Source organism: Desulfovibrio sp. DV, from assembly GCF_001936595.1.
In the GTDB taxonomy this organism is placed as follows: Bacteria; Desulfobacterota; Desulfovibrionia; order Desulfovibrionales; family Desulfovibrionaceae; genus Solidesulfovibrio.
Map to the genome: position 1 here is coordinate 21,609 of NZ_MLBG01000011.1, position 21,880 is coordinate 43,488.

At 64.2% G+C, this 21,880-nt stretch carries 22 protein-coding genes; 12 read left to right on the plus strand and 10 right to left on the minus strand.

Annotated features, from left to right (window positions below):
• Window positions 1-69: 69 nt before the first annotated feature.
• From DVDV_RS04695 to glyA, 8 genes are all read left to right on the plus strand, one after another.
• Window positions 70-612, plus strand: coding sequence for a DUF177 domain-containing protein (locus tag DVDV_RS04695; protein ID WP_075353557.1), 543 nt, complete (start codon window positions 70-72; stop codon window positions 610-612).
• Between the two features lie 67 nt (window positions 613-679).
• Window positions 680-862 carry a 50S ribosomal protein L32 gene (rpmF, locus tag DVDV_RS04700; protein ID WP_075353558.1) on the plus strand — a complete coding sequence of 61 codons (183 nt, stop codon included), beginning with the start codon at window positions 680-682 and terminating at the stop codon, window positions 860-862.
• Window positions 852-1,901, plus strand: a complete 1,050-nt coding sequence (gene plsX, locus DVDV_RS04705) for a phosphate acyltransferase PlsX (RefSeq protein WP_075353559.1) — start codon at window positions 852-854, stop codon at window positions 1,899-1,901. Before rpmF ends, plsX begins: the two co-directional genes overlap by 11 nt.
• Window positions 1,902-1,915: 14 nt before the next feature.
• A complete protein-coding gene (locus tag DVDV_RS04710; RefSeq protein ID WP_075353560.1) occupies window positions 1,916-2,905 on the plus strand; it encodes a beta-ketoacyl-ACP synthase III in 990 nt (329 codons plus the stop codon).
• A gap of 262 nt (window positions 2,906-3,167) precedes the next feature.
• A complete protein-coding gene (gene fabG / locus DVDV_RS04715; RefSeq protein ID WP_075353561.1) occupies window positions 3,168-3,896 on the plus strand; it encodes a 3-oxoacyl-[acyl-carrier-protein] reductase in 729 nt (242 codons plus the stop codon).
• A 35-nt stretch (window positions 3,897-3,931) separates the two neighbouring features.
• Complete coding sequence (locus tag DVDV_RS04720) at window positions 3,932-4,168, plus strand: acyl carrier protein (RefSeq protein ID WP_075353562.1); 237 nt, start codon at window positions 3,932-3,934, stop codon at window positions 4,166-4,168.
• A gap of 72 nt (window positions 4,169-4,240) precedes the next feature.
• Complete coding sequence (fabF, locus tag DVDV_RS04725) at window positions 4,241-5,485, plus strand: beta-ketoacyl-ACP synthase II (protein WP_075353563.1); 1,245 nt, start codon at window positions 4,241-4,243, stop codon at window positions 5,483-5,485.
• Window positions 5,486-5,581: 96 nt separating this feature from the next.
• A complete protein-coding gene (gene glyA, locus DVDV_RS04730) occupies window positions 5,582-6,820 on the plus strand; it encodes a serine hydroxymethyltransferase (protein ID WP_075353564.1) in 1,239 nt (412 codons plus the stop codon).
• Between the two features lie 365 nt (window positions 6,821-7,185).
• Here the strand turns inward: glyA and DVDV_RS04735 are convergent, their stop codons facing one another.
• Window positions 7,186-7,461 carry a hypothetical protein gene (locus DVDV_RS04735; RefSeq protein ID WP_075353565.1) on the minus strand — a complete coding sequence of 92 codons (276 nt, stop codon included), beginning with the start codon at window positions 7,459-7,461 and terminating at the stop codon, window positions 7,186-7,188.
• A gap of 509 nt (window positions 7,462-7,970) precedes the next feature.
• Between DVDV_RS04735 and DVDV_RS04740 the strand changes: the two genes are divergently transcribed.
• From DVDV_RS04740 to DVDV_RS04750, 3 genes are all read left to right on the plus strand, one after another.
• Entirely contained in the window at window positions 7,971-9,599 is a 1,629-nt protein-coding gene (locus DVDV_RS04740) for an aminotransferase class V-fold PLP-dependent enzyme (protein WP_075353566.1), read from the plus strand.
• A 232-nt stretch (window positions 9,600-9,831) separates the two neighbouring features.
• Window positions 9,832-11,511 (plus strand): SGNH/GDSL hydrolase family protein, encoded by a 1,680-nt coding sequence (locus DVDV_RS04745; RefSeq protein ID WP_139311527.1) that lies wholly within the window; start codon window positions 9,832-9,834, stop codon window positions 11,509-11,511.
• Between the two features lie 201 nt (window positions 11,512-11,712).
• The gene (locus DVDV_RS04750; RefSeq protein WP_075353568.1) at window positions 11,713-12,648 is read left to right on the plus strand and encodes a cytidylate kinase family protein; all 936 of its coding nucleotides are present in this window, start codon (window positions 11,713-11,715) and stop codon (window positions 12,646-12,648) included.
• A gap of 28 nt (window positions 12,649-12,676) precedes the next feature.
• Here the strand turns inward: DVDV_RS04750 and DVDV_RS04755 are convergent, their stop codons facing one another.
• The 9 genes from DVDV_RS04755 to DVDV_RS04795 all read right to left on the minus strand — a co-directional run bounded on the left by DVDV_RS04755 (window position 12,677) and on the right by DVDV_RS04795 (window position 20,212).
• Window positions 12,677-13,762: a sensor histidine kinase gene (locus tag DVDV_RS04755; RefSeq protein ID WP_075353569.1), complete on the minus strand. Its 1,086-nt coding sequence runs from the start codon at window positions 13,760-13,762 to the stop codon at window positions 12,677-12,679.
• 86 nt (window positions 13,763-13,848) lie between these two features.
• On the minus strand, window positions 13,849-14,301 hold the full coding sequence (locus DVDV_RS04760) for a response regulator (protein WP_075353570.1): 453 nt from the start codon (window positions 14,299-14,301) through the stop codon (window positions 13,849-13,851).
• A gap of 10 nt (window positions 14,302-14,311) precedes the next feature.
• Window positions 14,312-15,019 (minus strand): hypothetical protein, encoded by a 708-nt coding sequence (locus DVDV_RS04765; RefSeq protein WP_254845251.1) that lies wholly within the window; start codon window positions 15,017-15,019, stop codon window positions 14,312-14,314.
• A gap of 2 nt (window positions 15,020-15,021) precedes the next feature.
• Window positions 15,022-15,408, minus strand: a complete 387-nt coding sequence (locus DVDV_RS04770; RefSeq protein ID WP_075353572.1) for a response regulator — start codon at window positions 15,406-15,408, stop codon at window positions 15,022-15,024.
• Between the two features lie 6 nt (window positions 15,409-15,414).
• A complete protein-coding gene (locus DVDV_RS04775; protein ID WP_075353573.1) occupies window positions 15,415-17,127 on the minus strand; it encodes a PAS domain-containing sensor histidine kinase in 1,713 nt (570 codons plus the stop codon).
• 2 nt (window positions 17,128-17,129) lie between these two features.
• Window positions 17,130-17,480 (minus strand): NifB/NifX family molybdenum-iron cluster-binding protein, encoded by a 351-nt coding sequence (locus tag DVDV_RS04780; protein WP_075353574.1) that lies wholly within the window; start codon window positions 17,478-17,480, stop codon window positions 17,130-17,132.
• Complete coding sequence (locus tag DVDV_RS04785) at window positions 17,477-18,754, minus strand: sigma 54-interacting transcriptional regulator (RefSeq protein ID WP_254845252.1); 1,278 nt, start codon at window positions 18,752-18,754, stop codon at window positions 17,477-17,479. The genes DVDV_RS04780 and DVDV_RS04785 overlap by 4 nt, the downstream gene beginning before the upstream one ends.
• An 81-nt stretch (window positions 18,755-18,835) precedes the next feature.
• On the minus strand, window positions 18,836-19,255 hold the full coding sequence (locus tag DVDV_RS04790; RefSeq protein ID WP_075353575.1) for a DUF1634 domain-containing protein: 420 nt from the start codon (window positions 19,253-19,255) through the stop codon (window positions 18,836-18,838).
• A 57-nt stretch (window positions 19,256-19,312) separates the two neighbouring features.
• On the minus strand, window positions 19,313-20,212 hold the full coding sequence (locus DVDV_RS04795; RefSeq protein ID WP_254845257.1) for a sulfite exporter TauE/SafE family protein: 900 nt from the start codon (window positions 20,210-20,212) through the stop codon (window positions 19,313-19,315).
• 381 nt (window positions 20,213-20,593) lie between these two features.
• On the opposite strand from DVDV_RS04795, the gene DVDV_RS04800 reads away from it, so the two are divergent.
• Complete coding sequence (locus DVDV_RS04800) at window positions 20,594-21,631, plus strand: sigma-54-dependent Fis family transcriptional regulator (protein ID WP_075353577.1); 1,038 nt, start codon at window positions 20,594-20,596, stop codon at window positions 21,629-21,631.
• Window positions 21,632-21,880: the final 249 nt, after the last annotated feature.

The window sequence follows — 21,880 nt, forward strand, 5'->3', positions numbered from 1 at the left end:
CCTTGGCAAGCTTTTTCTTGACAAGACGACACCGAGGGTCTAGCACACTCTTCTTCGCGAGGGGTACCCATGTCCGAACTGTGGCTCGATATCACCGACATCCCGGCAACCGGCCGGGAATTTTCTTTTTCCGACCAGTCCCTGTGGTCCGGTTCCATCGCGGAATTTGCCCTGCCCTACCGGCTGGATCTCCCGGAAACCGGCCTTGCCGCCGAGTTCACCGTGACCCCCCAGGGCCGCGGCGTGCTCCTGGCCGGCTGGCTGCGCGGGGCGCTTGTCACCCCGTGCGACCGCTGCGCCGAGGATGTCCTTTTGGCCGTGGACACGAGCTTTGACCTGTATGAAGAATTGCCCCTGGACGACGAACAGACCCTGGAACCAGGGCTTGTGCGCCGCCGCGGCAAAATATTGGAGCTTGACGCGGGCAGCCTTCTCTGGGAGCAGTTCCTGCTCGCGCTGCCGGTCAAACCGCTTTGCGATGATGACTGCCCGGGGCTGTGTCCCCGCTGCGGCGTCCGGCTGGCCGAAGGGTCCTGCGACTGCGAGACCGAGACCAGTGACCCGAGAATGGCCGTCCTGCGTAACCTGAAGGTGCCGCGCGGTTCCAATTAGGCTTTGTCGCCTGTTTGTCGCGCTTTGTTTGCTAGAATTCCCAAACCCTTGATGCGAGGTAATCGCCATGGCCGTTCCCAATAGAAAAATCTCCAAGTCCCGCAAAGGCATGCGCCGCTCCCACGACCACGTTCCGGTTCCTGCGGTGGTCCTTTGCTCCTGTGGCGAGCCCAGCCTGCCCCACCGTATCTGCCCGAGCTGCGGCACCTACCGCGGTCGCCAGATGCTGCGGAAGGACGATGCCGAATAACAAGCCGCGCATTGCCGTGGACGCCATGGGCGGGGATTTCGGTCCCCACGTCGTGGTGCCCGGCGCGTTGCACGCCGCCAAGGCCGGCAAGGCGGAAATCATCCTTGTCGGCGACGAGGAGAAGGTCAAGGCCCAGTTGGCGCGCTACGACGTCAAGGGTCTGCCTGTTTCCATTGTCCACGCCTCCCAGGTGGTGGAAATGGAGGAGAAGCCTTCCGAGGCCATGCGCCGCAAGAAGGATTCGTCCATTCAGGTGGCCTGCAACCTCGTGCGCGACGGCGAGGCCGACGGACTCATTTCCGCCGGCCACTCCGGAGCCACCCTGGCCTGCGCCATGTTCACCATCGGGCGCGTGCCCGGGGTGGACCGGCCGGCCATTGCCACGTTCATGCCCACCGAACGCTCCCACTGCGTCATCATCGACGTGGGAGCCAACGTGGACTGCAAGGGCTTCCACCTGCTCCAGTTCGGCGTCATGGCCTCGGTTCTGGCCAAGACCATGCTCGGCCGGGAAAACCCGACCGTTGCCCTTTTGTCCAACGGCGAAGAGTCGGGCAAGGGCAATTTGCTGGTCAAGGAAGCCTTTGACCTCTTGCGGGCCAGCTCGCTCAATTTCGTCGGCAACATCGAGGGCCGCGACCTGTTTACAGGCAACGTGGACGTGGTGGTGTGCGACGGCTTTGTGGGTAACGTGGTGGTCAAGCAGGCCGAAGGCCTGGCCTCGTCGCTTGGGCGTCTGCTCAAGGGCGAACTGCGCCGGGGCTTTTTCGGCCAGATCGGCACCATGCTGGCGCTTAACGCCCTCAAACGCTTTTCCCGGTTGGTCGACTACGCCGAATACGGCGGAGCTCCGCTTCTGGGCCTCAAAGGCAGCTGTCTGATCTGTCACGGCGCATCCAATGCCAAGGCCATGTCCAGTGCCGTGCGCATGGCTGCCCGCTTTGTGGAGATGGAAGCCAACTCCCATCTGTCCGAAGCCGTGGCCGCAAATATCGACTTGGCCGGCACACGCCGGCCGGCCGTCAACGACCAACGCTGAGACGGTTCCCCTTCATGACACAAGATTTTTTCATTCGCGGCCTGGGTTTTTATGTGCCGGAAACGGTGGTCACCAATGCCGATCTGGAAAAGATCGTCGATACCACCGATGAGTGGATCACCACCCGCACCGGCATCCGGGAGCGCCGCGTGGCTGCTCCGGGCGAAGCCTCTTCGGATCTGGCCCTGGGCGCGGCCAAGGCCGCCCTGGCCGATGCCGGGATGGTTGCCGACGAGCTGACCCACATCCTGGTCTATACCCTCACCCCGGATTTCTACTGCCCGCCGACCGCCTGCCTGCTCGAAGAAAAGCTCGGCATCCGGGGTCGGTTCGCCCAGGACCTGAATGCCGCCTGCTCCGGCTTTGTCTACGGCCTGGAAACGGCCCGGTCGATCGTGGCCCTGCACCCCGAAGCCAAGGTGCTCCTGTGCGCCGCCGAAGTGCTCACCTCGCGCACCAACTGGGCTGACCGGCGCACCTGCGTCCTTTTCGGCGACGGCGCCAGCGCCGCCATCATCGCCGGCACGCAGGGGAAAGGCTCGGCCCGCATCGTCGACGCCCGCCTGTACAGCGACGGGTCCCTTGGCCACCTGCTGACGGTCAAGGGCGGCGGTTCGGCCGCACCCTTGAAGCTCGGCGACGTGGTCGATGAAAATTTCTTCGTGCAGATGGCCGGCCAGGAAGTCTTCAAGCACGCGGTGCGCAACATGACCTCGGTGTGCGAGGAAGTGCTGGCTGCCGCCGGCATCGCCACCGACGGGGTGGATTTCCTCATCCCGCACCAGGCCAACCTGCGCATCATTGACGCCGTGGCCAAAAAGCTTTCCATTCCGGCTGAGCGGTGCGTCATCACCATCGACCGCTACGGCAATTCCTCGGCCTCGTCCGTCGGCATCGCCCTGGCCGAAGCCCGGCAGACCGGACGCATCCAGCCCGGAGCCGTGGTCCTTTTGGCCGTCTTTGGCGGCGGATTCACCTGGGGCGCGTCCCTGTTGCAGTTCTAGTCCCGGCCGGGCGCGGCCCGTCCGGCGGACAATTGCGGTAACGCCTTGATTGTTTTACGATTTTAGGTTCGACAGACCGTCCCGCCTGGAGCAAAGGCCGCACGCGGGACAACCGGAAAACGGGTTTGCCGTCCGGGGACGTTTCGGCTAGGGTGTCGCCCTGCCCGCCCTGGATGGGGCAATTGCCGTCCGCCTTTCCCGTAAACGATTGCGCAGCGTGCCCCGGGGCGTCCCCCCGAGGCCGGCCACAAGGAGTCAAGCCATGCCTACGGCGCTTATCACCGGCGGCTCGCGCGGCATCGGCGCGGCCGTAGCCAAACGCCTCGCCGCCGACGGCTACGCTGTGGTCGTCACCTACGTCAGCAAGCCCGAAGCCGCGGCTGCCGTGGTCGACGAGATCGTCACGGCCGGCGGCATTGCCCGCGCCCTGCCGCTCGATACCGGCGACACTGCGGCCGTGGCCGCCTTTTTCGCCGAGCACATGAAAGACGCCGACCTCCACGTTCTGGTCAACAACGCCGGCATCACCCGCGACGGGCTGATCGTGCGCATGAAGGACGAGGATTTTGACGCCGTTATCCGTATCAACCTGATCGGGGCGTTCGTCTGCCTGCGCGAGGCCGCCAAGATCATGATGAAGCGCCGCACCGGCCGTATCATCAATATCACTTCCGTGGTCGGCCAGTCCGGCAATGCCGGCCAGGCCAACTATGCCGCGGCCAAGGCGGGCCTTATCGGCCTGACCAAGTCCGCCGCCCTGGAGCTAGCCGCCCGCAACATCACGGTCAACGCCGTGGCCCCGGGCTTTGTGGAAACCGACATGACCGCTGTTTTACCCGACGCTGTCAAAGCGTCCTTTGCCGACCGTATCCCGGCCAAGCGCGCCTGCGCCCCCGGGGAGATTGCCGCTGCCGTCAGTTATCTGGCCAGCGACGACGCCGCCTACGTGACCGGCCAGGTTCTCGGTATTAACGGCGGCATGTACATGTAACCGAAACGTCATACGGCCATTACTTGGAGGAAACCATGTCTGTCGCGGAAAAAGTCAAAGAGATCATCGTGGATCAGCTTGGCGTGGACGCCGCTGAAGTGCTCCCCGAAGCCAAGTTCGTGGATGACCTGGGCGCCGACTCCCTGGATCTGACCGAACTGATCATGGCCATGGAAGAGGAGTTCGGCGTCGAAATCTCGGATGAAGATGCCCAGCAGATCCAGAAAGTCCAGGACGCCATCTCCTTTATCGAAAAGAAAAAGGGCGAATAAGCCCCAAACGCCCAGTCGGGCCGGGGCGGCGTGCGCGTTCTCTGCCCGCCCCGGCTCGCGGACGGAAGCGCCATGACCTTACACCGGGTAGTTGTTACCGGCCTTGCGGCCATCACCCCCCTCGGCAACGATCTGGCCAGCAGCTGGCAGAACCTCGTGGCCGGCGTCTCTGGCGCCGCCCCCATCACCAGGTTCGACGCCTCGGCCTATGACACGCGCTTTGCCTGTGAAGTCAAAAACTTCGATTCCAAGCCGTATGTCGCCGCCAAGCTGGCCAAACGTCTCGACCGTTTCACCCTTTACGCCCTGTCCGCCGCCATGATGCTCATGGAGGACGCAGGGTACACGATCACCCCTGAGGAAGCCGGCATGGTTTCCGTCATCATCGGCTGCGGCCTGGGCGGCCTCGAAACCCTCGAAGCCACCCACACCAAGCTTATGGAGCAGGGCCCGTCCCGCGTTTCGCCTTTTTTCATCCCGACCATGATCGCCAACATGGCCGCCGGGCAGGTTTCCATTGCCACCGGCGCGCGCGGCTCCAACGTCTGCACCACCTCGGCCTGCGCCTCGGGACTGCACGGCATCGGCTACGCCGCTTCGGACATCATGCTCGGCCGGGCCTCGGCTGCCATCTGCGGCGGCGTTGAATCCACCGTCACGCCCCTGGCGGTCGGCGGCTTTAATGCCTTAAAGGCCCTCTCCACCCGCAACGACGAACCGGCCAAGGCCTCGCGTCCCTTTGACGCGGACCGCGACGGGTTTGTCATCGGCGAGGGCTGCGGCCTGCTGCTGCTCGAATCCCTGGAGCACGCCACCGCCCGCGGCGCGCGCATCTTGGCCGAAGTGGCCGGGTTTGGCGCGTCGGGCGACGCCTACCACATGACCGCCCCGCCCGAAGACGGAGAAGGCATGGCCCTGGCCATGCGGGCCGCCCTGCGTGAAGCGGGCCTGGACGCCTCGCAGATCGACCACATCAACGCTCACGCCACCTCCACCGGCCTGGGCGACGCCTGCGAGACCACGGCCATCAAGAAGGTGCTGGGCGACCATGCCTACAAGGTGCCCATCACCTCCAACAAGTCCATGATCGGCCACTGCTTAGGCGCTGCCGGCGGCATCGAGTCGGTCATGAGCGTCAAAACCATCCTGGAGGGCGTCATCCCGCCCACCATCAACCTCGACACCCCGGACCCGGTGTGCGACCTGGACTATACGCCAAACGTCGCCCGCAAGACGGCCGTGGGAAATGTGCTTTGCAACTCGTTCGGGTTTGGCGGCACCAACGCCAGCCTGATCTTCAAGGCTTTTGCCGAATAGTCGAGCCGCCGGACCATGCGCCCGGCGACATTGCCGCACACGGGGGGATGTCCGATGACCGGGCCTCCCCCCGAACGCATTGAGAAGGAGACGCCCATGGAAGAACTGCTTATCGCCGATCCCGAAGTCGGGCGGGCCGTGTGCCTGGAAATCGAACGCCAGACCGGCAAGCTCGAAATGATCGCCTCGGAAAATTTCGTCTCCACGGCCGTGCGCCAGGCCCAGGGCAGCGTCATGACCAACAAGTACGCCGAAGGCTATCCGGGCAAGCGCTACTACGGCGGCTGCGAATACGTGGATATCGCCGAGGATCTGGCCCGCGACCGGGTCAAGACCCTGTTCGGGGCCGAGTACGCCAACGTCCAGCCCCATTCCGGCTCCCAGGCCAATATGGCCGTCTATTTCGCGGCCATGAAGCCCGGCGACACCCTGCTTGGCATGGACCTCTCCCACGGCGGCCATCTCACCCACGGCTCGCCGGTCAACTTCTCGGGCAAGCTGTTCAACATCGTTTTCTACCACGTCCGCAAAGAGACCGGCACCATCGACTATGACGAGGTCGAGCGTCTGGCCAAAGAGCATCGCCCGACGGTCATCGTGGCCGGGGCCAGCGCCTACCCGCGCATCATCGATTTCCCGCGTTTTCGGGCCATTGCCGACGAGGTCGGGGCCAAGCTCGTGGTCGACATGGCCCATATCGCCGGACTGGTGGCCACCGGCCACCATCCTTCGCCCATCCCGTATGCCCACTACACCACCTCGACCACGCACAAGACCCTGCGCGGCCCGCGCGGCGGCCTTATCCTGTCCACCGAGGACAACGGGAAAACGCTTAATTCCCAGATTTTCCCCGGCATCCAGGGCGGCCCGCTCATGCACGTGATCGCGGCCAAGGCCGTGGCTTTTGGCGAGGCGCTCAAGCCCACGTTTAAAATCTATCAGGGGCAGGTGGTCAAAAACTGTCAGGCCCTGGCAGCCGGCCTGACCGCCCTGGGTTATGATCTGGTCTCCGGCGGCACGGACAACCATCTGGTGCTCATGGACCTGACCAACAAGGACGTGACCGGCAAAGACGCCGAGCACGCCCTGGATCTGGCCGGCATCACCTCGAACAAGAACACCGTGCCCTTTGAGACGCGTTCGCCCTTTGTCACCTCCGGCGTGCGCCTGGGCACGGCGGCGCTGACCACCCGCGGTCTTCTCGAAGCCGACATGGCCAAAATCGTGACCTGGATCGACGCGGCCATCAAGGCCGTTGGCAACGACACCAAGCTCGAAGAAATCCGCAAGGAAGTGCAGCCCTACGCCAAGAGCTTCCCGCTTTTCGCGTGGTAGAGTGAGTCATGCAATCGGGAGCGGCGGCCTGCCACTCCCGATTCCGCCGCCGGGGAGGGGAGACCTTCCCCGGCGGCATACAACGGGGCGGGACCGGCAGAATGTCGGTTCCGCCCCGTTGCCGTTTGGGGACTGGATGGAGGTTTTCCTGCGCGATGCCTTCTGGGGGAAAAATGCCTCGCCTGCCCGGCCCTCAAAGCCCTGTTCGACGATCTGCTTGCCTTTGCCCAGGCCGCCAACGCCTGAAACGCCCGCCGCTTCCCTACGCCACCACACCTCGCGCCCCGCGCCCCCAAATAAAAAAACGCGCTGCGGGAGGACACACCGCAACGCGCTTTTGGCAAATCAGCCGGGCGTAAAATCGTCTAGCGCATCCAGGGGCTGCCGAAACCCGTGCCGTCCTGGGGAGCCGGCAGGCTGCCGTCGCCAAAACCCAGGCCAAGCCCGAGGCCGGTTCCCGCGCCCTGGTTGCCCATGGCCCCGCCACCCAGGCAGGTGCCGCACACGCCGCTTCCCGCCGCCAGGGGCGCTTCATCGCCGTCCATCCACCAGGCGCCCAGGCCGTCGCCCCAGGCAGCCATGGCCTGGGTCGAGGCCAACAGCATCACCGCCAACATCAGGCTCATTGCAATCGCTTTCATCGTGTCCTCCATGGAAACAGAATGAACTTTTCAAGCAAAAGCGATGCCATAAAAAACGTCCTGCAATGCAAGCGTGTTGCATATTCATTGCAAACCTGAATGGATACTATTTATACAGACTACCTGCTTGTGCATGCGAAATCCGTTTACACTGTATACCAATGGTGCAAAATTCATAGTACATAACTCCAGAATTGCGGCTCCTGGACGGACCTTCCCACCCTGACAACAGCCTGAAACAACTCCAGGCCCGGCAAGGAAACTGCAGCACGCCGCCGCCGCACAGCGCCGGCCGACAGGGCCAAGCCACATCCTGCGTCGCCCAGACCATGAAATATCCATCGACGGGCCACTTCACCGGCGAGACTCCTTCCCATCGGCTCCGTTGCAATGCTAACAGACAGTTTGGAATCTGCGTACGCCCGTCGACACCGGAACGTGCCCAGTCCCCGGGTCGCCTCCCAATGTGTCACCCCGGCAAAGCCCGGAACCCTTCAAGGAGCTTTCCCATGAACGCAGTCTCCCGTCGCAAATTCATCGGCGTGGCCCTCGGCGCTGGCTCCATGGCCCTGCTGCCCGGCATGGCCTTCGCGGCCGCCACCGAGAAAAAGACCGCACCCAAAAAAACCAGTCTGGCCACCGGACAGGCCATGGCCCGCATCAAGGCGCTTATCGACGAACTGCGCGCCGAGGGCCGGGCCTTTGCCGCCGACGCCCTGGCCAGCGACAACAACGCCCAGTGGGATCGCCTGCTGGACCACTATTTCGACCGCAAAGGGTTCACGTCCATTTCCGTCAACGCCGCCAACCTGTGCCCGTCCATGAAGCCGGTCAACCGCATGGCCGCCCTGGTGCGCGACCTGCTCGAAGCCGACATCTCCTTTCCCATGCGCGGCGAACTGGCCCAGGCCAGCCTGGGGTACGGGCTTTCCGCGGTCAAGGACTGGTTCGGCCTGGGCGGCTCGGATGCCAAAGCCGATTTCCTGCTGGCCCTGACGGCCAATTCCACCATGGGCAACAACTTCGTGAACAACGGTCTGGTGTCCTCCGGCTTTCTGGACCCGCAAAAGGACAATGTCGTGGTCTGGGACGTCAACCATCCTACCAACTACGACGCCTGGATGTACCGCAAGGCCACCCAGGGCTGGGGAGCCGACTCCATCAGGATCCTCAAAACCAAGATGTTTGCAAGCAGCGTGACCGAGGAGGAACGCAAGGCCGGCACCATCCCCTCGGACCCGCAAAGCGAGGACGAGATCATCGCCGCCCTGCTCGCCCTGGTCGACGAGCGGACCAAACTGGTGGCCCTGTCCTGGCAGTCCAACGAATGCGGCATGGTCTTGCCCATGCAGCGCATTGTTTCGGAACTGCGCGCCGTCAACAAGAACATCCACATCCACGCCGACAGCGCCCAGACCTTCGGCGTCCTCGACCTCAAACTCGGGCAGGTGGACGTGGACAGCATTGCCGGCAGCTTCCACAAATGGCCCTGCGGCCCCAAGATGGTCGGCATCCTGTACATGAACAATAAAAACGGTGCGGCCGAACGGTTCACCCCAAGCATCTGGGGCTACGACGAATACATCAACACCCCGGCTGATTACGGCTTTGCTGCCAGTACCGGCACCATCGACCCCAATGCCAAGCGGTTTTCCTATCTCGGCCAGCAAAACGACGCCACCCTGGTCGCCACCTGGATGGCCGCCCTGTTCCACACCGGCCAGTTGCACCCGGGCGTGACCCCGGCCAAAATCGAAGCCCGCATCCATTACCTGGGCGGGCAGGTCAAAAACGCCCTGTTTACGCATCTGCCCAAGATCTTCCCGGACTTCACCCCGAAGACCGCGGCCAAATGGATCGCAACGCCCACCAGCAACGACCGGCTGCGCAGTTCGGTCTACCTGTTTAAGACCCCGGACGGCATCGTTGCCGGCGACGTCATGAAGCACGTCTACGAGCAGCACCGGTTCGCCATCGCCAACCTCAAGGTCATGGGCCACGATCTGCTGCGGGTGTCGCCGACCATCTGCAACAACGCCAAAGACGTCGATGACGTGGTGGCGGCGGTGGTCGATGTCGTTATGGCCATGAAAAAGAAGACCCTGGCCAACAACACCCACACGCGCTCCTACGCCTAGCGCGGCCAGGGCGCATTCCTCCCCCCTGCCGCCCCGGTGCAGCGGCTCCGATCCCGGCAGCCGCTGCACCGCAAGGCGGCAGCCGGCGGGAAGGGCCGGTTGCCCGCCGTAGCCATGAAAAGCCAAGTCTGGTAAGAAGCCCGGCCGTATAGGCCGGATGCACCGGCGAACAAGCCGGGCCCCGGCTCCCCCGACGCCAAAACGCCCAACCCTGCCCGAAGCGACTGACGGCATGAAGCCTATTTGGAAAACACTCCTGAGTGCCTGCATCGTGCTCGGCGTGACCCTGGCCATCGGGCTTGCGGCCGAGGCGACGCTGCGCCTGTTCGTCAAATCCGCCCCGACCTATCTGACCTACGAATTCTACAGCAATCTGCCCGGCGACCTGCAGCCGAACGCCGATGTCGTGGACAACCTCATTGCCGGACTGCCCTACCATGTCTCGACGGATGCGGCGGGCTTTCGCGGCAAATGCGGTCCCCGCCCGACAGCCGCCGGCAAACGCGTCGTCCGGATTCTCTGCCTGGGCGACTCCTTCACCTACGGCATCGGTGTCCCCAATGAGGAAACCTACCCCAACCTGCTGCGCACCATGCTGGAGGAACGGTTCCCGGACATTGCCTTCGACGTCATCAATGCCGGCATCCCCTTTTTCGACATCGTCGACGCCCTGGACTACTGGGAGGAAAAGGGCCGCAACCTGAAGCCGGATCTGGTCATCTGCCAGTTTTACAACAACGACATCCAGACCATGAACGGCAGCTCGTTTCGACGAACCCGGCGCCTTCCCGCCCGCCAGTACCATCCCCTGGCCACCTTCCTGGCCAATACGCGCATTTCCCAGCTGACGGCGGCCGTGGCCTACAAACTCGATGCCGGCCGATTCCGGGCCGGGGACACGGGCCGGCCGGTCGATCCCTGGTATGCGGGGCGCTACTGCCCGGACCAGGACGAGCGGCAGGCCGCCATACTGGGCGACACCGGCAAGCTGCTCGACGCCGCCAACAACGAGGCCCTTGCCTGCCGCTGGGCGGCCTACTACCGCAATCTGCTGGAACTGAAAAACAGCGTGGCCAAGACGCAGGCCCAGTTCGTCTTCATCAACATCCCGGACAGGGCACAACTCTCCCGCAACCTGACCGGGCCATCGACCTATTTAAACAGCCGACTCGCCGCCGACGGCATTCGCGCCATTGATTACCTGCCGCTTTTCCGGGAGCTTTTTAACAGGCACGACACCGAACTCTACAACCATCCCTACGACTTTCACACCAACAAGACCGGCAATGCCGTCATTGCCCACGAACTGGCGGCCATCCTGACTCCTGGCCAGACGGCCGGCGGGCTTTCCCTGGCCGACCACCCCAATCCCGGCTACCCCGCCCTCCGGGAAATCCGGCTGGCCTATGACGGGACCACCCTCGTTCCCCAAAACGCCGACAACGTCCTGGCCGTGGAAACGTCCCGGCAGGGAATCCGCTTCCAGGGCCAGGACACCGACCGGGACCATGTCGAAGCCACAAGCGACAATGCGGTTGCCGGCGAACTGGAGATCCGTATCCTCTTTGCCAAACCCTGCACCGACTTTGGCCTGGGCCTCAACCCGGTCATCTGGACCGATGGCCCAAACGGGGGAGTCAGCGGTTATGCCGCCTTTGACGGCCAACAAGAGACCGCCATCATCAGCCGGACCCGGCCTGTCGCCAGGAGCGACAGGTTCCTGTTTGAACACCACTCCCCCGACGCCCCCTTCAGCCAGGTCACCCTCCGCTTTCGCATCGCCAAGGAGACCGGGCTGGTTTTTGACAAGGCCAGCGCCCAAAACGGGCATTTCACGATCCTGAGCAATGCCGCTGCCAGCCCGGATCATGCCCCTCCCCCACTGGCGCACCAGCCCCAACCGGCGTATTGAAAACCGGTTGCGCGCCTTGCCTGACCGCCAGCCCGTTTGGATGTCCGGACCCGGCAGGGCTGTCAGGGAAGTCGCCGGCTCAAACCGCCACGGCCCCCCGGCCGGACCGGTCGGCCGGACCGTTAAACCGGACTGTTTGTGCCGGGCCGTTTCATCGGACAGCAAGCCGCAAGGCCACGCGTCCATTGCCAAGGAGTCGCCATGACCGTTGTATCGCTTGCCAGCGGGCTCTACTGCCAGGGGGAGGCCGTTGTTGCGGCCGTTGCCGGGGCCACGGGACTGGCGATCGTCACCGATACCGACCTTATCCAGGCCGCCGACAGCCTGTCGGGGATGGGGACGGAGGCGCTTGGCCGGACCTTTGCGGCCAGGACGTCGCTTCTGGCCCGGTGCACCCACGAAAAAGAGCAGGGCCTTGCCTGGCTGCGTCTGGCCCTGGCCACCCGGCTGGCCGCCAACGAGCCGTTGCTCCTGGCCGGCTGGTGCGGCCTGCTCGTGCCGCGGGCCATCAGCCACAGGCTCGGGGTCTGCCTCGTGGCCGACGCCGCCAGCCGCTTGCAGGCCGCCCACGACGCCGGGCTGCCGGCCGGCGAGGCCCGGCAGGCCATCGAGCGCAGCGACAAGGACCACGCCGCCTGGACCCGCCGGGCCACCGGCCTGGCCGATCCCTTTGACCCGGCCCTCTATGACATGGTCGTGCCCATGGACAAGACCGACCCGGCAAGCGCCGCCGCCTGCATCGTCCGCCACCAGACCGATCCGGCCGTGCGCCCGACCGAGGCCTCCCGGGCCGCGGTCCGGGACTTCCTCCTGGCCGCCCGGGTGGGGACGGTCCTGGCCGGCCAGGGCCAGGCCGTGACCGTCTCGGCCAGAAACGGCCGGGTCACCCTGACCATTGACAAGCGGGTTCTGTTCCTGGCCCGGTTGGAACGGCATTTGCGCTCCACGGCCATGGGCATTGACGGCGTGACAGACGTGATGACCAAGGTGGGCCGGGGCTTTTACCAGAGCGACATCTACCGCCAGGCCGATTTCGAACGAGCGGCCCTGTGCCTGCCGGACAGCGAGTCCCGGGAATTTACTCCGACCTTGTCGGAGCGGCTGGAGCGTGAGGAAAGTGGTGTGCGCCCGGCCTGAGATGCGGGGAAAGGCGGGCCAGGAATACTCAGAAACCGGGGAAGCGGGCGGTAAACAGGCAGCCGCCGCCGGGGCGGTGCTCGTAGGTGATGTCGCCGCCAAGGCCCCGGGCCACGCCGCGCGCCGCCGCCAAGCCCAGGCCGCTTCGGGTGTTGGAATCGCGGGTGGAAAAAAACGGCTCGAAGATGCGTCCGGCCACGGCCTCGGCAATGCCCGGCCCGTCGTCGGCCACAGACAGGGTAAAGGCCCCGTCGCCGGCTGTTGCCTCGATGCGCACCCGGCCGCCGCGTCCTTCCACCGCATCCAGGGCGTTGTCCACCAGCACCGAACCGACCAGCTCCAAGGCCCCGGGCGGAAAGCAGACGACAAGGGCCTCGGGCACGGCATTGTCGCACACGATGCCAAGCTCCCGGATGCGCCCGGCCCGGTCGGCCAGGACAGCGGCCACGGCCTCGTGGGGACGGATGTTCGAGGGGCGCGGATCAAAGCGGCCGCCGCACTTGAGCAAGTTCAGCATCACCGACTTGATGCGCGTGCCCTGCCCGGCAATCTGCCGGGCCGACTGGCGGATTTCGGTTGCGGTCTCGGCACAGGACCCGGGCAGATCGTCGCACAGGTCCTCGATCCAGCCGGCCAGGGTGGTCATGACCGTAACCGGGTTGTTGATCTCGTGGGCTGCGCCCTCGGCCACCCGGCCAAGGGCGGCCAGACGGTCGACCTCAATGACACGGACCGATTCGGCCCGGTCGAGCTTGCGGCCGTAGGCCCGGGTGAGCGCCGCCACAAGCTCGCCGAAGTCCTGGCTTTTGGACAGATAATCGGCTGCTCCGAGTTTCATGCCGGCCACAGCCGATTCCACGCCGGCCTGCCCGGTCAGCATCAGGGCCTCGCCGGCAAATCCGGCCCCCTTGAGATCGGCCAGCACCTCCAGGCCGTTTTTCCCCGGCAAATTGACGTCGAGCAGCACCAGGTCGGGCGGGGACGCGGCAGCCGCGCGCAATGCCTCGTCCCCGTCGGCCGCGACCGTCACCGTGAAGTCGCGGCTGGTCAGCCGCTGCGCCAGAAGCGCCGCGTACAGTGGCTCGTCGTCAACGAGCAGGACGGATATCGGCATCGGCCGTCTCCCCCATGGTCCCTGCCTACGCCCCGCGCCGTGCGGCGCGGCCACGCGCTTGGCCACCCGTCGTTGGACGCAGCGCCCTAGTCTTTGTCCTCGTTCAGGATGTCATGAGCCTCATCGAACGCGCCGGCCTGGGCAAAGGTGGCGGCCACCATGGCGTCGTCGAGCTTGTCGCGGTAGGCCTTTTTCACCGTGCCGAGCAGTTCGTCGATTTCCACCGGCTTTTTGTGGTAGTGGAAGGCGCCGAGCTTTTTCACTTCCTCTTCGATGGCCTCGTTGCCATGGCCGGTCAAGATGACGACGCGCACCTCGGGGTTGCTCTTGCGGACCTTGCGCAGCACTTCCATGCCGTCGATGCCGGGCATCCGCAGGTCGAGCACCACGACGTCCGGGGCGTCGGACTGCACCGCCTCAAGGGCTTCCTCGCCGGAATAGACCACCCGGGAAGGCACATCGCGCATCTTGAGTCGCTCGGACAGGGTGTTGACGAAGTTTTCCTCATCATCGACCAGCAGCAGCTTGATCTTTTTCATGGCAGTCTCCTTATGAGGCCCCGTCCGCCTGGGGCGGACACGAAGCCGGTGGTGTCGTTGGCTGTTCCCGAAAAACAAGGGTCAGGGGTTGGCCGGGGACGGTCTCGACCCCGGCGGCCCGGGCCGCGTCCAGGCAGGCCTGCCGGGCTTCGTTACACAATTCGCCTTCCCCGGAGGTGAAGGTCACGGCCAGGGTATCGGCGGTGGCCCGGCAGGCCAGCCGCACCTCCCCGCCCAGGGGCAGATGGGGCAGGCCGGCCAGAAGCGCCAGCAAAACCGGCCCCAGGTAGTCGGCCCGGCGTATGGCCGGCCAGGCCACGCTTTCTTCGGCCGGCGCAGCCTCCAGGACCGCCGTGATCTTGCGGCGCTTGAGCAGCCGTTCGGCCAGGAGCAGCACGGCGGCCAGGGCTTCCGGTGGGCTGGCCGGCCGGCCGTCGCGGTCGAGGCTGTGGGCGGCCAGGGCCAGGGCTTCGGTCAGGCCCACGGCCCGGGCCAGCTGGCCCCGCATCATGGCCAGGAGTTCCACAAACCGCTCACGATACTCAAAGCCGCCCTTGATGCCGAGGGTGCGGCGACGGGTGCGGGCATCGGCGGCCAGACAATCCTCCATGAGGCCAAAGGCCTGGGTGAAGGTGGCGTAGATGTTCATGAGGTCGTGGCAGGCCGTGCCTGTCACGGTGCCCAGGAACCGTCCGTCGCCATCTTCAACCTGGGGCATGTTCATTGGGCCTTCCCTCCGACAGCGGCCGCTTCGGCGATCTTGGCCAGGAGGGCGTCGAGCTCCAGGGGCTTTAATAAATAGTCAAACGCGCCAAGCTTCATGCCTTCCATGCCGTCACGGGTGCCGGCCTGTCCGGTGAGCAGGATGACCTGGATTTCCGGGTTGGTGGCCTTTAAGTGGCGCAGGATGTCCAGGCCCTTAAGCCCCGGCATCATGACGTCCATGACCACCACATCGGGTTTTTCGGCCGCGATTTCCCGCAGGGCTTCCTCGCCGGAATAGACGCAGCGCACCCGCAACCCCCGAAGGGCCATGCGTTCGGCCAGGGTGGCGGTAAATTCCTTCTCATCGTCCACAAGCAGGATATTGACGTCGTGTATGCGCATCGTGTGCTACGCCTCGTGTTTGGGATGTTTGGGAAAGCGCAGGGTAAAGGCCGTGCCCTTGTCGACTTCGCTCTCAACGCCGATCTCGCCGCCAAGCCGCTTGACGATGCCGTAGGTGATGGACAACCCCAGGCCCGTGCCCTTGGTCTTTTTGGTGGTGAAAAACGGCTCGAAAATGCAGGAGAGGGTGTCCTTGCTCATGCCGCAGCCGTTGTCGCGCACTTCCACCACCACGCCGTCGGCCTCGCCCCGGGTGCGCACTTCGATGTGTCCGCCGTCGGGCACGGCGGCCAGGGCGTTGTTTAAGATATTGAGGAACACCTGCTGCAGCTGGCCCCGGTCGGACACGATGCGCGGAGCGGCGTGGTCGAGATCAAGGACCAGTTCGATCTTGCGGTGCAGGGCCTCCTGGGTGAGGAAGCCGCTGGTCTCGAAAATCACGTCGTTCAAATCGAGTTCTTCCAGGCTGACATCCAGGCGGCGGGCAAAGCCGAGCATCCGCCGGGTGATGTCGCGGCAGCGCATGACGGTCTTTAACACCGAGTCGATGAGGAGCAGGTAGCGCTCCTTGTCCGGGAAATCCTCGCGCAGTCCGATCAGGTCGCGCATGAGCCCGGTCTTTTCGTTGATGACGGCCAGGGGATTGTTGATCTCGTGGGCCACGCCGGCGGCCAGCCGGCCGATGGAGGACAGCTTCTGGGCGTGTTCCACCTGGCGCAGGGCCAGCTCCCGGTCCTCCTCGGCCTCGCGCATCCGGCGCAACAGCAAGTCGGTGATCTTGTAGGAGGCCACAAACACGATCAACACCCCGGCGCAGAAGATGAAGACCAGATCGCCGCGCACCGTGTACCAGGTCCGCAACATCTGGGCCTTGGGCTTGATCGCCGCCAGCACGAAGTCGCTTTCCGGGAAATAGGTGTAGGCCAGAAAGATGTCTTCGCCGTCGGCGTCCTGCTGCTGCAGCACCGTGGCCTCGAAGGTCGGCGGCGGCATGGGCAGGGAAAAGGTGTCGAGCACCTTGCCAAAGCGCTGGGAACTGGTCTGGAGAATGCCGGCCCGGTTGAGCAAAAAGGCGTCGGAGCCCGGTTCCAGGCCCATGGAAGCAATGATCTTGTCGAACTGGTGGGTGTCGAGAGTGGCGCGCACGATAAACGGATCGCCGGATTCCAGGGTGTGGCGCACGGCCACGACCACGTGGGGAAACTTGCGGAACCCCATGAACACGTCGGAAATATAGCGGCCCTTGACCCGCACCTCGTTAAACCAGGTCTGCTCGGCGTAGTTGTGGCCCTTCAAGGCATAGGGCCCGACGTAATTGACCAGTTCGCCCTTGTCGTTAATGAGGCCCAGATCGACGAAGCCGACGTATTCGGTCTGCAGGATCTTGAGCACCCGGGCCAGATCCTTTTCATTGGCCAGCTCGTTAAACGTATAGGCCTGGGCAATGAAGCCCACGGCCGAGGTGCGCTCGGCCAGGAACAGCTCAAAGGAATTTTTCGACTTGTTGACGATGACCCGCAGCGGATTCTGGATCTCGCGCGACAGGGCCTTCTGGTATTCGTGGTAGTTAAGCCAAGCCATGATGGCCAGGGGCAAGGTGGCGGTGATGAGCATCAGGGCCGTGATCTTGCGGCGAAGCGACCGATAGACCCGGGGGGTGACGACCACGTCGGAGGAACTGAGCCCTTCCAGGTGACGTTTGAATACGGCACGAAACATGATTATGCCCCGCCTTGGGGAAACAGGATGTCCCCTGAACTCAGCCGTCCCCGGGCCAGACGCTCCAGCACCGGGTCAAGTTCGCCGGCCACGTTGTCGATGACGTCCACGCGCTTCCAACGCAGGTAGTGGTAGTATTCCTCTTCCACCGCCCCGGCCACCACCGTATCGATGCCGTGGGCCAGGACATACTCGCACAGGTCTTCGCCGGAATTGCGGGCAAAGATGATCTCCGAACGGGAAACCACCGTGCCAGCATCGTCAATATCGCACACCAGGGCCTCGGCCGTCTTGTCAAAACGCCAGGCCACCTCGTTGCCGCGCAGGGCAATCAGCACCCGATGTCCGCTCATGACCCGCTCCTTTTACCGGCCGGGTCTTTCCTGGCCTTGGCCGTTTTGGCTTTGGGCGCGTCCCCGGCCGGTCCCTGCCCGGCGGCCTCGGCCTCGGCCGCAACCGGGCGCACAGGCACGTAGACCGGCAGGTTGGCCGGCACGATCAGGGAGGTCTTGGAGGTCATGACGGCGTATTCGACGATGTTTCGCAGTTCGCGCACATTGCCGGGGTAGGGATATTCGGCCAGGACGCTCATGGCTTCCGGGGAAAATCCCTTGACGTTTTTCTTAAAGCGCTCGGCAAAGCGCTCGGCAAAATAGGCCAACAAAAAGGGCAGGTCCTCGCCGCGCTCCCGAAGGGGCGGCAAATTGAGGCGCAGAATGCTCAAATGTTTGTAAAAATCCGGGTCGAGCAGGCCTTTTTCCGCCAGTTCCTCGGGATTTCGCTGGGTGGCGAAAAGCAGCCGCAGATCAAGAGGTTGCGGCGTTTTGCGGCCCTGGGGGCAGACACTGCCGGTGTCGAGAAAGGCCGCCAGACGCTGCTGCAGGGCCAGGGGCACATCGGAGAGTTCCGGGAAAAACATGCTTCCCCCGGCCGCCTCCTGGAAACGGCCGCGAATCTCTTCCAGGCCCGCCCCTTCCTCGGCCACCCGGCCAAACAGTTCGGCCTCCAGCAGATTGGCCGGCAAAAACCCAAGGTTCATCCGTAAAAACGGCCGTTTGGCCCGCAGGGAGCTCTCATGGATCAGTTCGGCAATGAGATCCTTGCCCGTGCCGGTCTCGCCGACCAGGAGCACGGGCCGGTCGGACCGGGCAAACTCCGGCAGCACCGAGAGGATGTCCTCCATCACCGCGCTCTTGCCGATCAGCGCCCCCAGGCCGGACTTTTTCGTCAACATGCCGTCGGTCCCCCGCTGGGCCAGTTCTTCCACAAAGTCCACGCGGTAGAGGGGTTCGCCGTTGCTGCCGCGCAAAAGCCGGGAGCTTAAGCGCACGGGTATCTTGCGTCGGGCCCGGTTGACGATGTCCGTGTCCAGGGACTGTTCACAGCCGCCCTGGCGCAGGAGGGGGCAGTCCCGGCCGCACGATGCTGTCCGCAGCACGTGCCGGCAGGGCAGCCCCCGAGCCTCGTCGAGGGAGAAACCGGTCAACCGTTGCAAATACGCGTTGAGGTGAAGGACTCGCCCGAGGCTGTCGTAGACCGCCGCCCCAAGGGGCATGGCGTCCAGGAAATCGGGCAAGTCCAGCACATTTTCGGCAAACCAAACCGCCTTGTCCGTTGCTGCCACCATTACTCCTCCATGCCTGCGGCGCTTCGCATGATGCGATGTCTCACGATAGTCGAACCGCCGGCCACATGGAAGCGGAGAGGCCTAGTGTCCTCCGCTGCCGACGATGCCGGAAGCGGCAAAGGCGAGCACCAGGATTTCCAGCACGGCGATGGTGGCGAAAATCGGCTCCTTCTTCTTCATGTACGCGCCAATGAGCGGCGCATAGCACAGAATGGTCATGCCCGCCAAAAGCACAATGCCGGTAAAATTGAGGAAATCGCCCTGGCCGATGAGCTTGAACCAGCCCCAGCCCGTGGGCACGTTGCCCTGCTCCAGGTAGACCTTGACCGGCTGGGACCACAGCTGGGTCACGGTATCGAGCGGCACATGGGGGGTGACCAGGCCGCTTATGTAGAGCACATAGGTCACGGCCATAAGGGCCAGGGAGCCCCAGCAGCCGTAAAAAAGCATGTTGGAGTACAGGACCTGTTCAGGAGGGGTCTTCGAGGTATCGAGGCTCATGGCAATCTCCGTTTCGTGTCGTGTCGTGTCGTGTCGTGGATGGGTTCAAACCGTGGTTCAACCGATGCCCAGGCCCTTGAGCAGCGCCTTGGCTCCGGCAAAAAGGAGCACGCCGATGACCATGTAGCGGATGAACTTCGGCTTGGCCTTGGCCAGCAGGCGCACGCCCACGAAGGAACCGAACATGAGGCCCACGATGGACGGAATGGCCATGAGCGGGATGACGCAGCCCTGGTTCAGGTAGACCCAGGCGGCCGAGGTGTCGGTGATGGACAGCAGGAACTTGGAGGTGCCGACAGCGACCTTGAGCGGCACGCCCATCATGAGGTTCAAGACCGGGACGTTGGCCCAGCCGGCGCCAAGGCCGAACATGCCGGCCATGACGCCGATGATGATGAACATCAAAAGGCCCGGCAGGGTGCGGTGGGTCTTCCAGGCATAGTCCTGGCCCGACGAGGCGTCATGGTAGACGCCGTTCATGCCAAGGGCGATACCCAGGGCATCGGGGTTTTTGACCTCAGGCACGGCCACGTTTTTCGACTTGAGGATCAGGATGGCGATGAAAAGGATGGTGGCGCCCAGGGCGATCTGGACGACGTTGGTCGGCAGGGCCAGACCGATCATGGCTCCGACGATGGCGCAGGACGAGGCGATAAGGGCCACGGGCAGGGCCAGACGCAGCGAGGCCAGATTGCGTTTGAGCAGACCGGGACCGGCAGCCAGGGCGCCGGCCAGGGCCACCATCAGGCCCGCGCCGCGCACGAAGTCCAGGTGGAACGGGAAAAAGCCGCTGACCAGCGGCACGTAGAGCACGCCGCCGCCAACACCGGCCAGCACCGCGATGATGCCGAGGATGAAGCAGAAAAACAACAAGATGAGGGGCCACATCCACCAGGGGCCGGAGGCCCCGGCCTGGGTCAGGGCCTGGGTGACGGCCGCGTCGTTCTGGGCCGCCATGGCGTAGACCGCGATCAGCAGGGCAGCCGCGAGGACCGGCAGGCCCGCTTTCAGAAAAATTTGCCGTTTCATGATCCTCTCGTTCTCCTTTTCCAAGTGGTGTGGTGGGGTATGGCCCGACTCCGGCCGACGGCGCGGGGCCAGGCAGTGGTTCGCGGCAACCGGGTGCGAACCGTCCCTTGCCACCCCTCTTATCAAGGATTGTGCCTTTTTGAATTAGCTTTAATTTTAGTATGTTATCCTTTTCAGCCCACCCCAATACGGCAAACATCTGCCGGCCGGCGGCAATTTTTTGCCGTTGTCATTTTGGGGCCAATAGCGCATGGTGAGCCGTACCAAGAAATGCCCTGATGCCCGACGCCACGGACGGTGACGCGAAACATGATTGATTCCAGCATGTTGCTCGGCGGCAAATATTTGCCGCTGGACGCCGACGACCCCGTCACCGCCGGACAGGCACCGCCGGAGGCCGAATTCCTCTTTTGTTCCGCCGAGATGCAGGCCGTCTACGACCTCGCCACCCAGATCGCACCCTCCGATGCCTGCGTGCTCATCTCAGGCGAAACCGGCACCGGCAAGGAACTGCTCGCCCAGTGCATCCACAACTTGAGCCGCCGACGCAAAAAACCCTTTGTCCCGGTCAACTGCGGCGTGCTCAAAGGCGAACTGTTTGCCGACAAATTCTTCGGCCACGAGGCCGGCGCCTTCACCGGCGCAGCCAAGCTCTCGCGCGGCATCTTCGAGATGGCCGGCGACGGCACCCTCTTTCTCGATGAAGTGGGCGAAATTCCCGGCATAAACCAGGTGGATTTCCTGCGGGTGCTGGAAGAACGCTCCTTTCGCCGGCTCGGCGGAGAACGGCCCATCCGCTTTGCCGCCCGCATCGTGGCCGCCACCAACCGCACCCTCACCGAAATGGTGCGTCAGGGAGCCTTCCGGGCCGATCTCTACTACCGCCTAAACGTCGTGCCCCTTGTCCTGCCGCCGCTTCGGGAACGCAGCGGCGACATCGTGTTTCTGGCCGAGTATTTCCTGTCCATCTACCGCCAGCGCTACCACAAGCCCGGACTGCGCTTCACCGAATCGGCCCTGAACGAACTGACCGCCCACGACTGGCCGGGCAACGTGCGGGAGCTTAAAAACCTCATCGAACGCCTCGCCCTGCTCAGCCGCGAAGGCCCTATCGACGCCGGCGATCTGCCCGAAGACATGCGCCTTGGCGGCGAAATCGCGCCCCGCGGCACAGACCCCGACACAGCCGTCACCCTGGACGAGGCCGTGCGCCAAGCCAAGACCCAGGCCATCCTGCGGGCCTTTGCCGCCTGCGGCGGCGACCGGACCAAGACCGCCGAACGCCTGGACATAAGCCCCCGCACCCTGCGCCATCTGGTGCGCGAATTGGGCATTCGAAAGATATAGGAGGCAAGAGAAGAGGAAGAGGGCCTCCGGCGGCCAAAGGGCTGAGCCCTTTGGAATCCCACCCGGGGGGAGTGATTTGACTGCACTTTTTCTGCTTGCCCGCAACATCCGGCCGATGCGTCCCGAAGCGCTCCCAAGCCAGGCCCAGGGCGCAATGGCGTTGACCTGCGCGCCCGGGCAGCCTATGGCCTTTCGCGCATTCAATACTATTTTTCCAGGGCAGCGCCCGACCACGCTGCGGCGCACAGC

Coding starts and splice junctions, on each gene's coding strand:
- DVDV_RS04720 (WP_075353562.1), top strand. CDS start 3,932: ATGTCTGTCGCGGAAAAAGTCAAAGAGATCATCGTGGATCAGCTTGGC.
- DVDV_RS04750 (WP_075353568.1), top strand. CDS start 11,713: ATGACCGTTGTATCGCTTGCCAGCGGGCTCTACTGCCAGGGGGAGGCC.
- DVDV_RS04735 (WP_075353565.1), bottom strand. CDS start 7,461: ATGAAAGCGATTGCAATGAGCCTGATGTTGGCGGTGATGCTGTTGGCC.
- DVDV_RS04770 (WP_075353572.1), bottom strand. CDS start 15,408: ATGCGCATACACGACGTCAATATCCTGCTTGTGGACGATGAGAAGGAA.
- DVDV_RS04765 (WP_254845251.1), bottom strand. CDS start 15,019: ATGCCCCAGGTTGAAGATGGCGACGGACGGTTCCTGGGCACCGTGACA.
- rpmF (WP_075353558.1), top strand. CDS start 680: ATGGCCGTTCCCAATAGAAAAATCTCCAAGTCCCGCAAAGGCATGCGC.
- glyA (WP_075353564.1), top strand. CDS start 5,582: ATGGAAGAACTGCTTATCGCCGATCCCGAAGTCGGGCGGGCCGTGTGC.
- DVDV_RS04695 (WP_075353557.1), top strand. CDS start 70: ATGTCCGAACTGTGGCTCGATATCACCGACATCCCGGCAACCGGCCGG.
- DVDV_RS04780 (WP_075353574.1), bottom strand. CDS start 17,480: ATGAGCGGACATCGGGTGCTGATTGCCCTGCGCGGCAACGAGGTGGCC.
- DVDV_RS04795 (WP_254845257.1), bottom strand. CDS start 20,212: ATGGCGGCCCAGAACGACGCGGCCGTCACCCAGGCCCTGACCCAGGCC.
- DVDV_RS04740 (WP_075353566.1), top strand. CDS start 7,971: ATGAACGCAGTCTCCCGTCGCAAATTCATCGGCGTGGCCCTCGGCGCT.
- DVDV_RS04755 (WP_075353569.1), bottom strand. CDS start 13,762: ATGCCGATATCCGTCCTGCTCGTTGACGACGAGCCACTGTACGCGGCG.
- DVDV_RS04760 (WP_075353570.1), bottom strand. CDS start 14,301: ATGAAAAAGATCAAGCTGCTGCTGGTCGATGATGAGGAAAACTTCGTC.
- fabG (WP_075353561.1), top strand. CDS start 3,168: ATGCCTACGGCGCTTATCACCGGCGGCTCGCGCGGCATCGGCGCGGCC.
- DVDV_RS04710 (WP_075353560.1), top strand. CDS start 1,916: ATGACACAAGATTTTTTCATTCGCGGCCTGGGTTTTTATGTGCCGGAA.
- plsX (WP_075353559.1), top strand. CDS start 852: ATGCCGAATAACAAGCCGCGCATTGCCGTGGACGCCATGGGCGGGGAT.
- DVDV_RS04775 (WP_075353573.1), bottom strand. CDS start 17,127: ATGTTTCGTGCCGTATTCAAACGTCACCTGGAAGGGCTCAGTTCCTCC.
- DVDV_RS04790 (WP_075353575.1), bottom strand. CDS start 19,255: ATGAGCCTCGATACCTCGAAGACCCCTCCTGAACAGGTCCTGTACTCC.
- DVDV_RS04745 (WP_139311527.1), top strand. CDS start 9,832: ATGAAGCCTATTTGGAAAACACTCCTGAGTGCCTGCATCGTGCTCGGC.
- DVDV_RS04800 (WP_075353577.1), top strand. CDS start 20,594: ATGATTGATTCCAGCATGTTGCTCGGCGGCAAATATTTGCCGCTGGAC.
- fabF (WP_075353563.1), top strand. CDS start 4,241: ATGACCTTACACCGGGTAGTTGTTACCGGCCTTGCGGCCATCACCCCC.
- DVDV_RS04785 (WP_254845252.1), bottom strand. CDS start 18,754: ATGGTGGCAGCAACGGACAAGGCGGTTTGGTTTGCCGAAAATGTGCTG.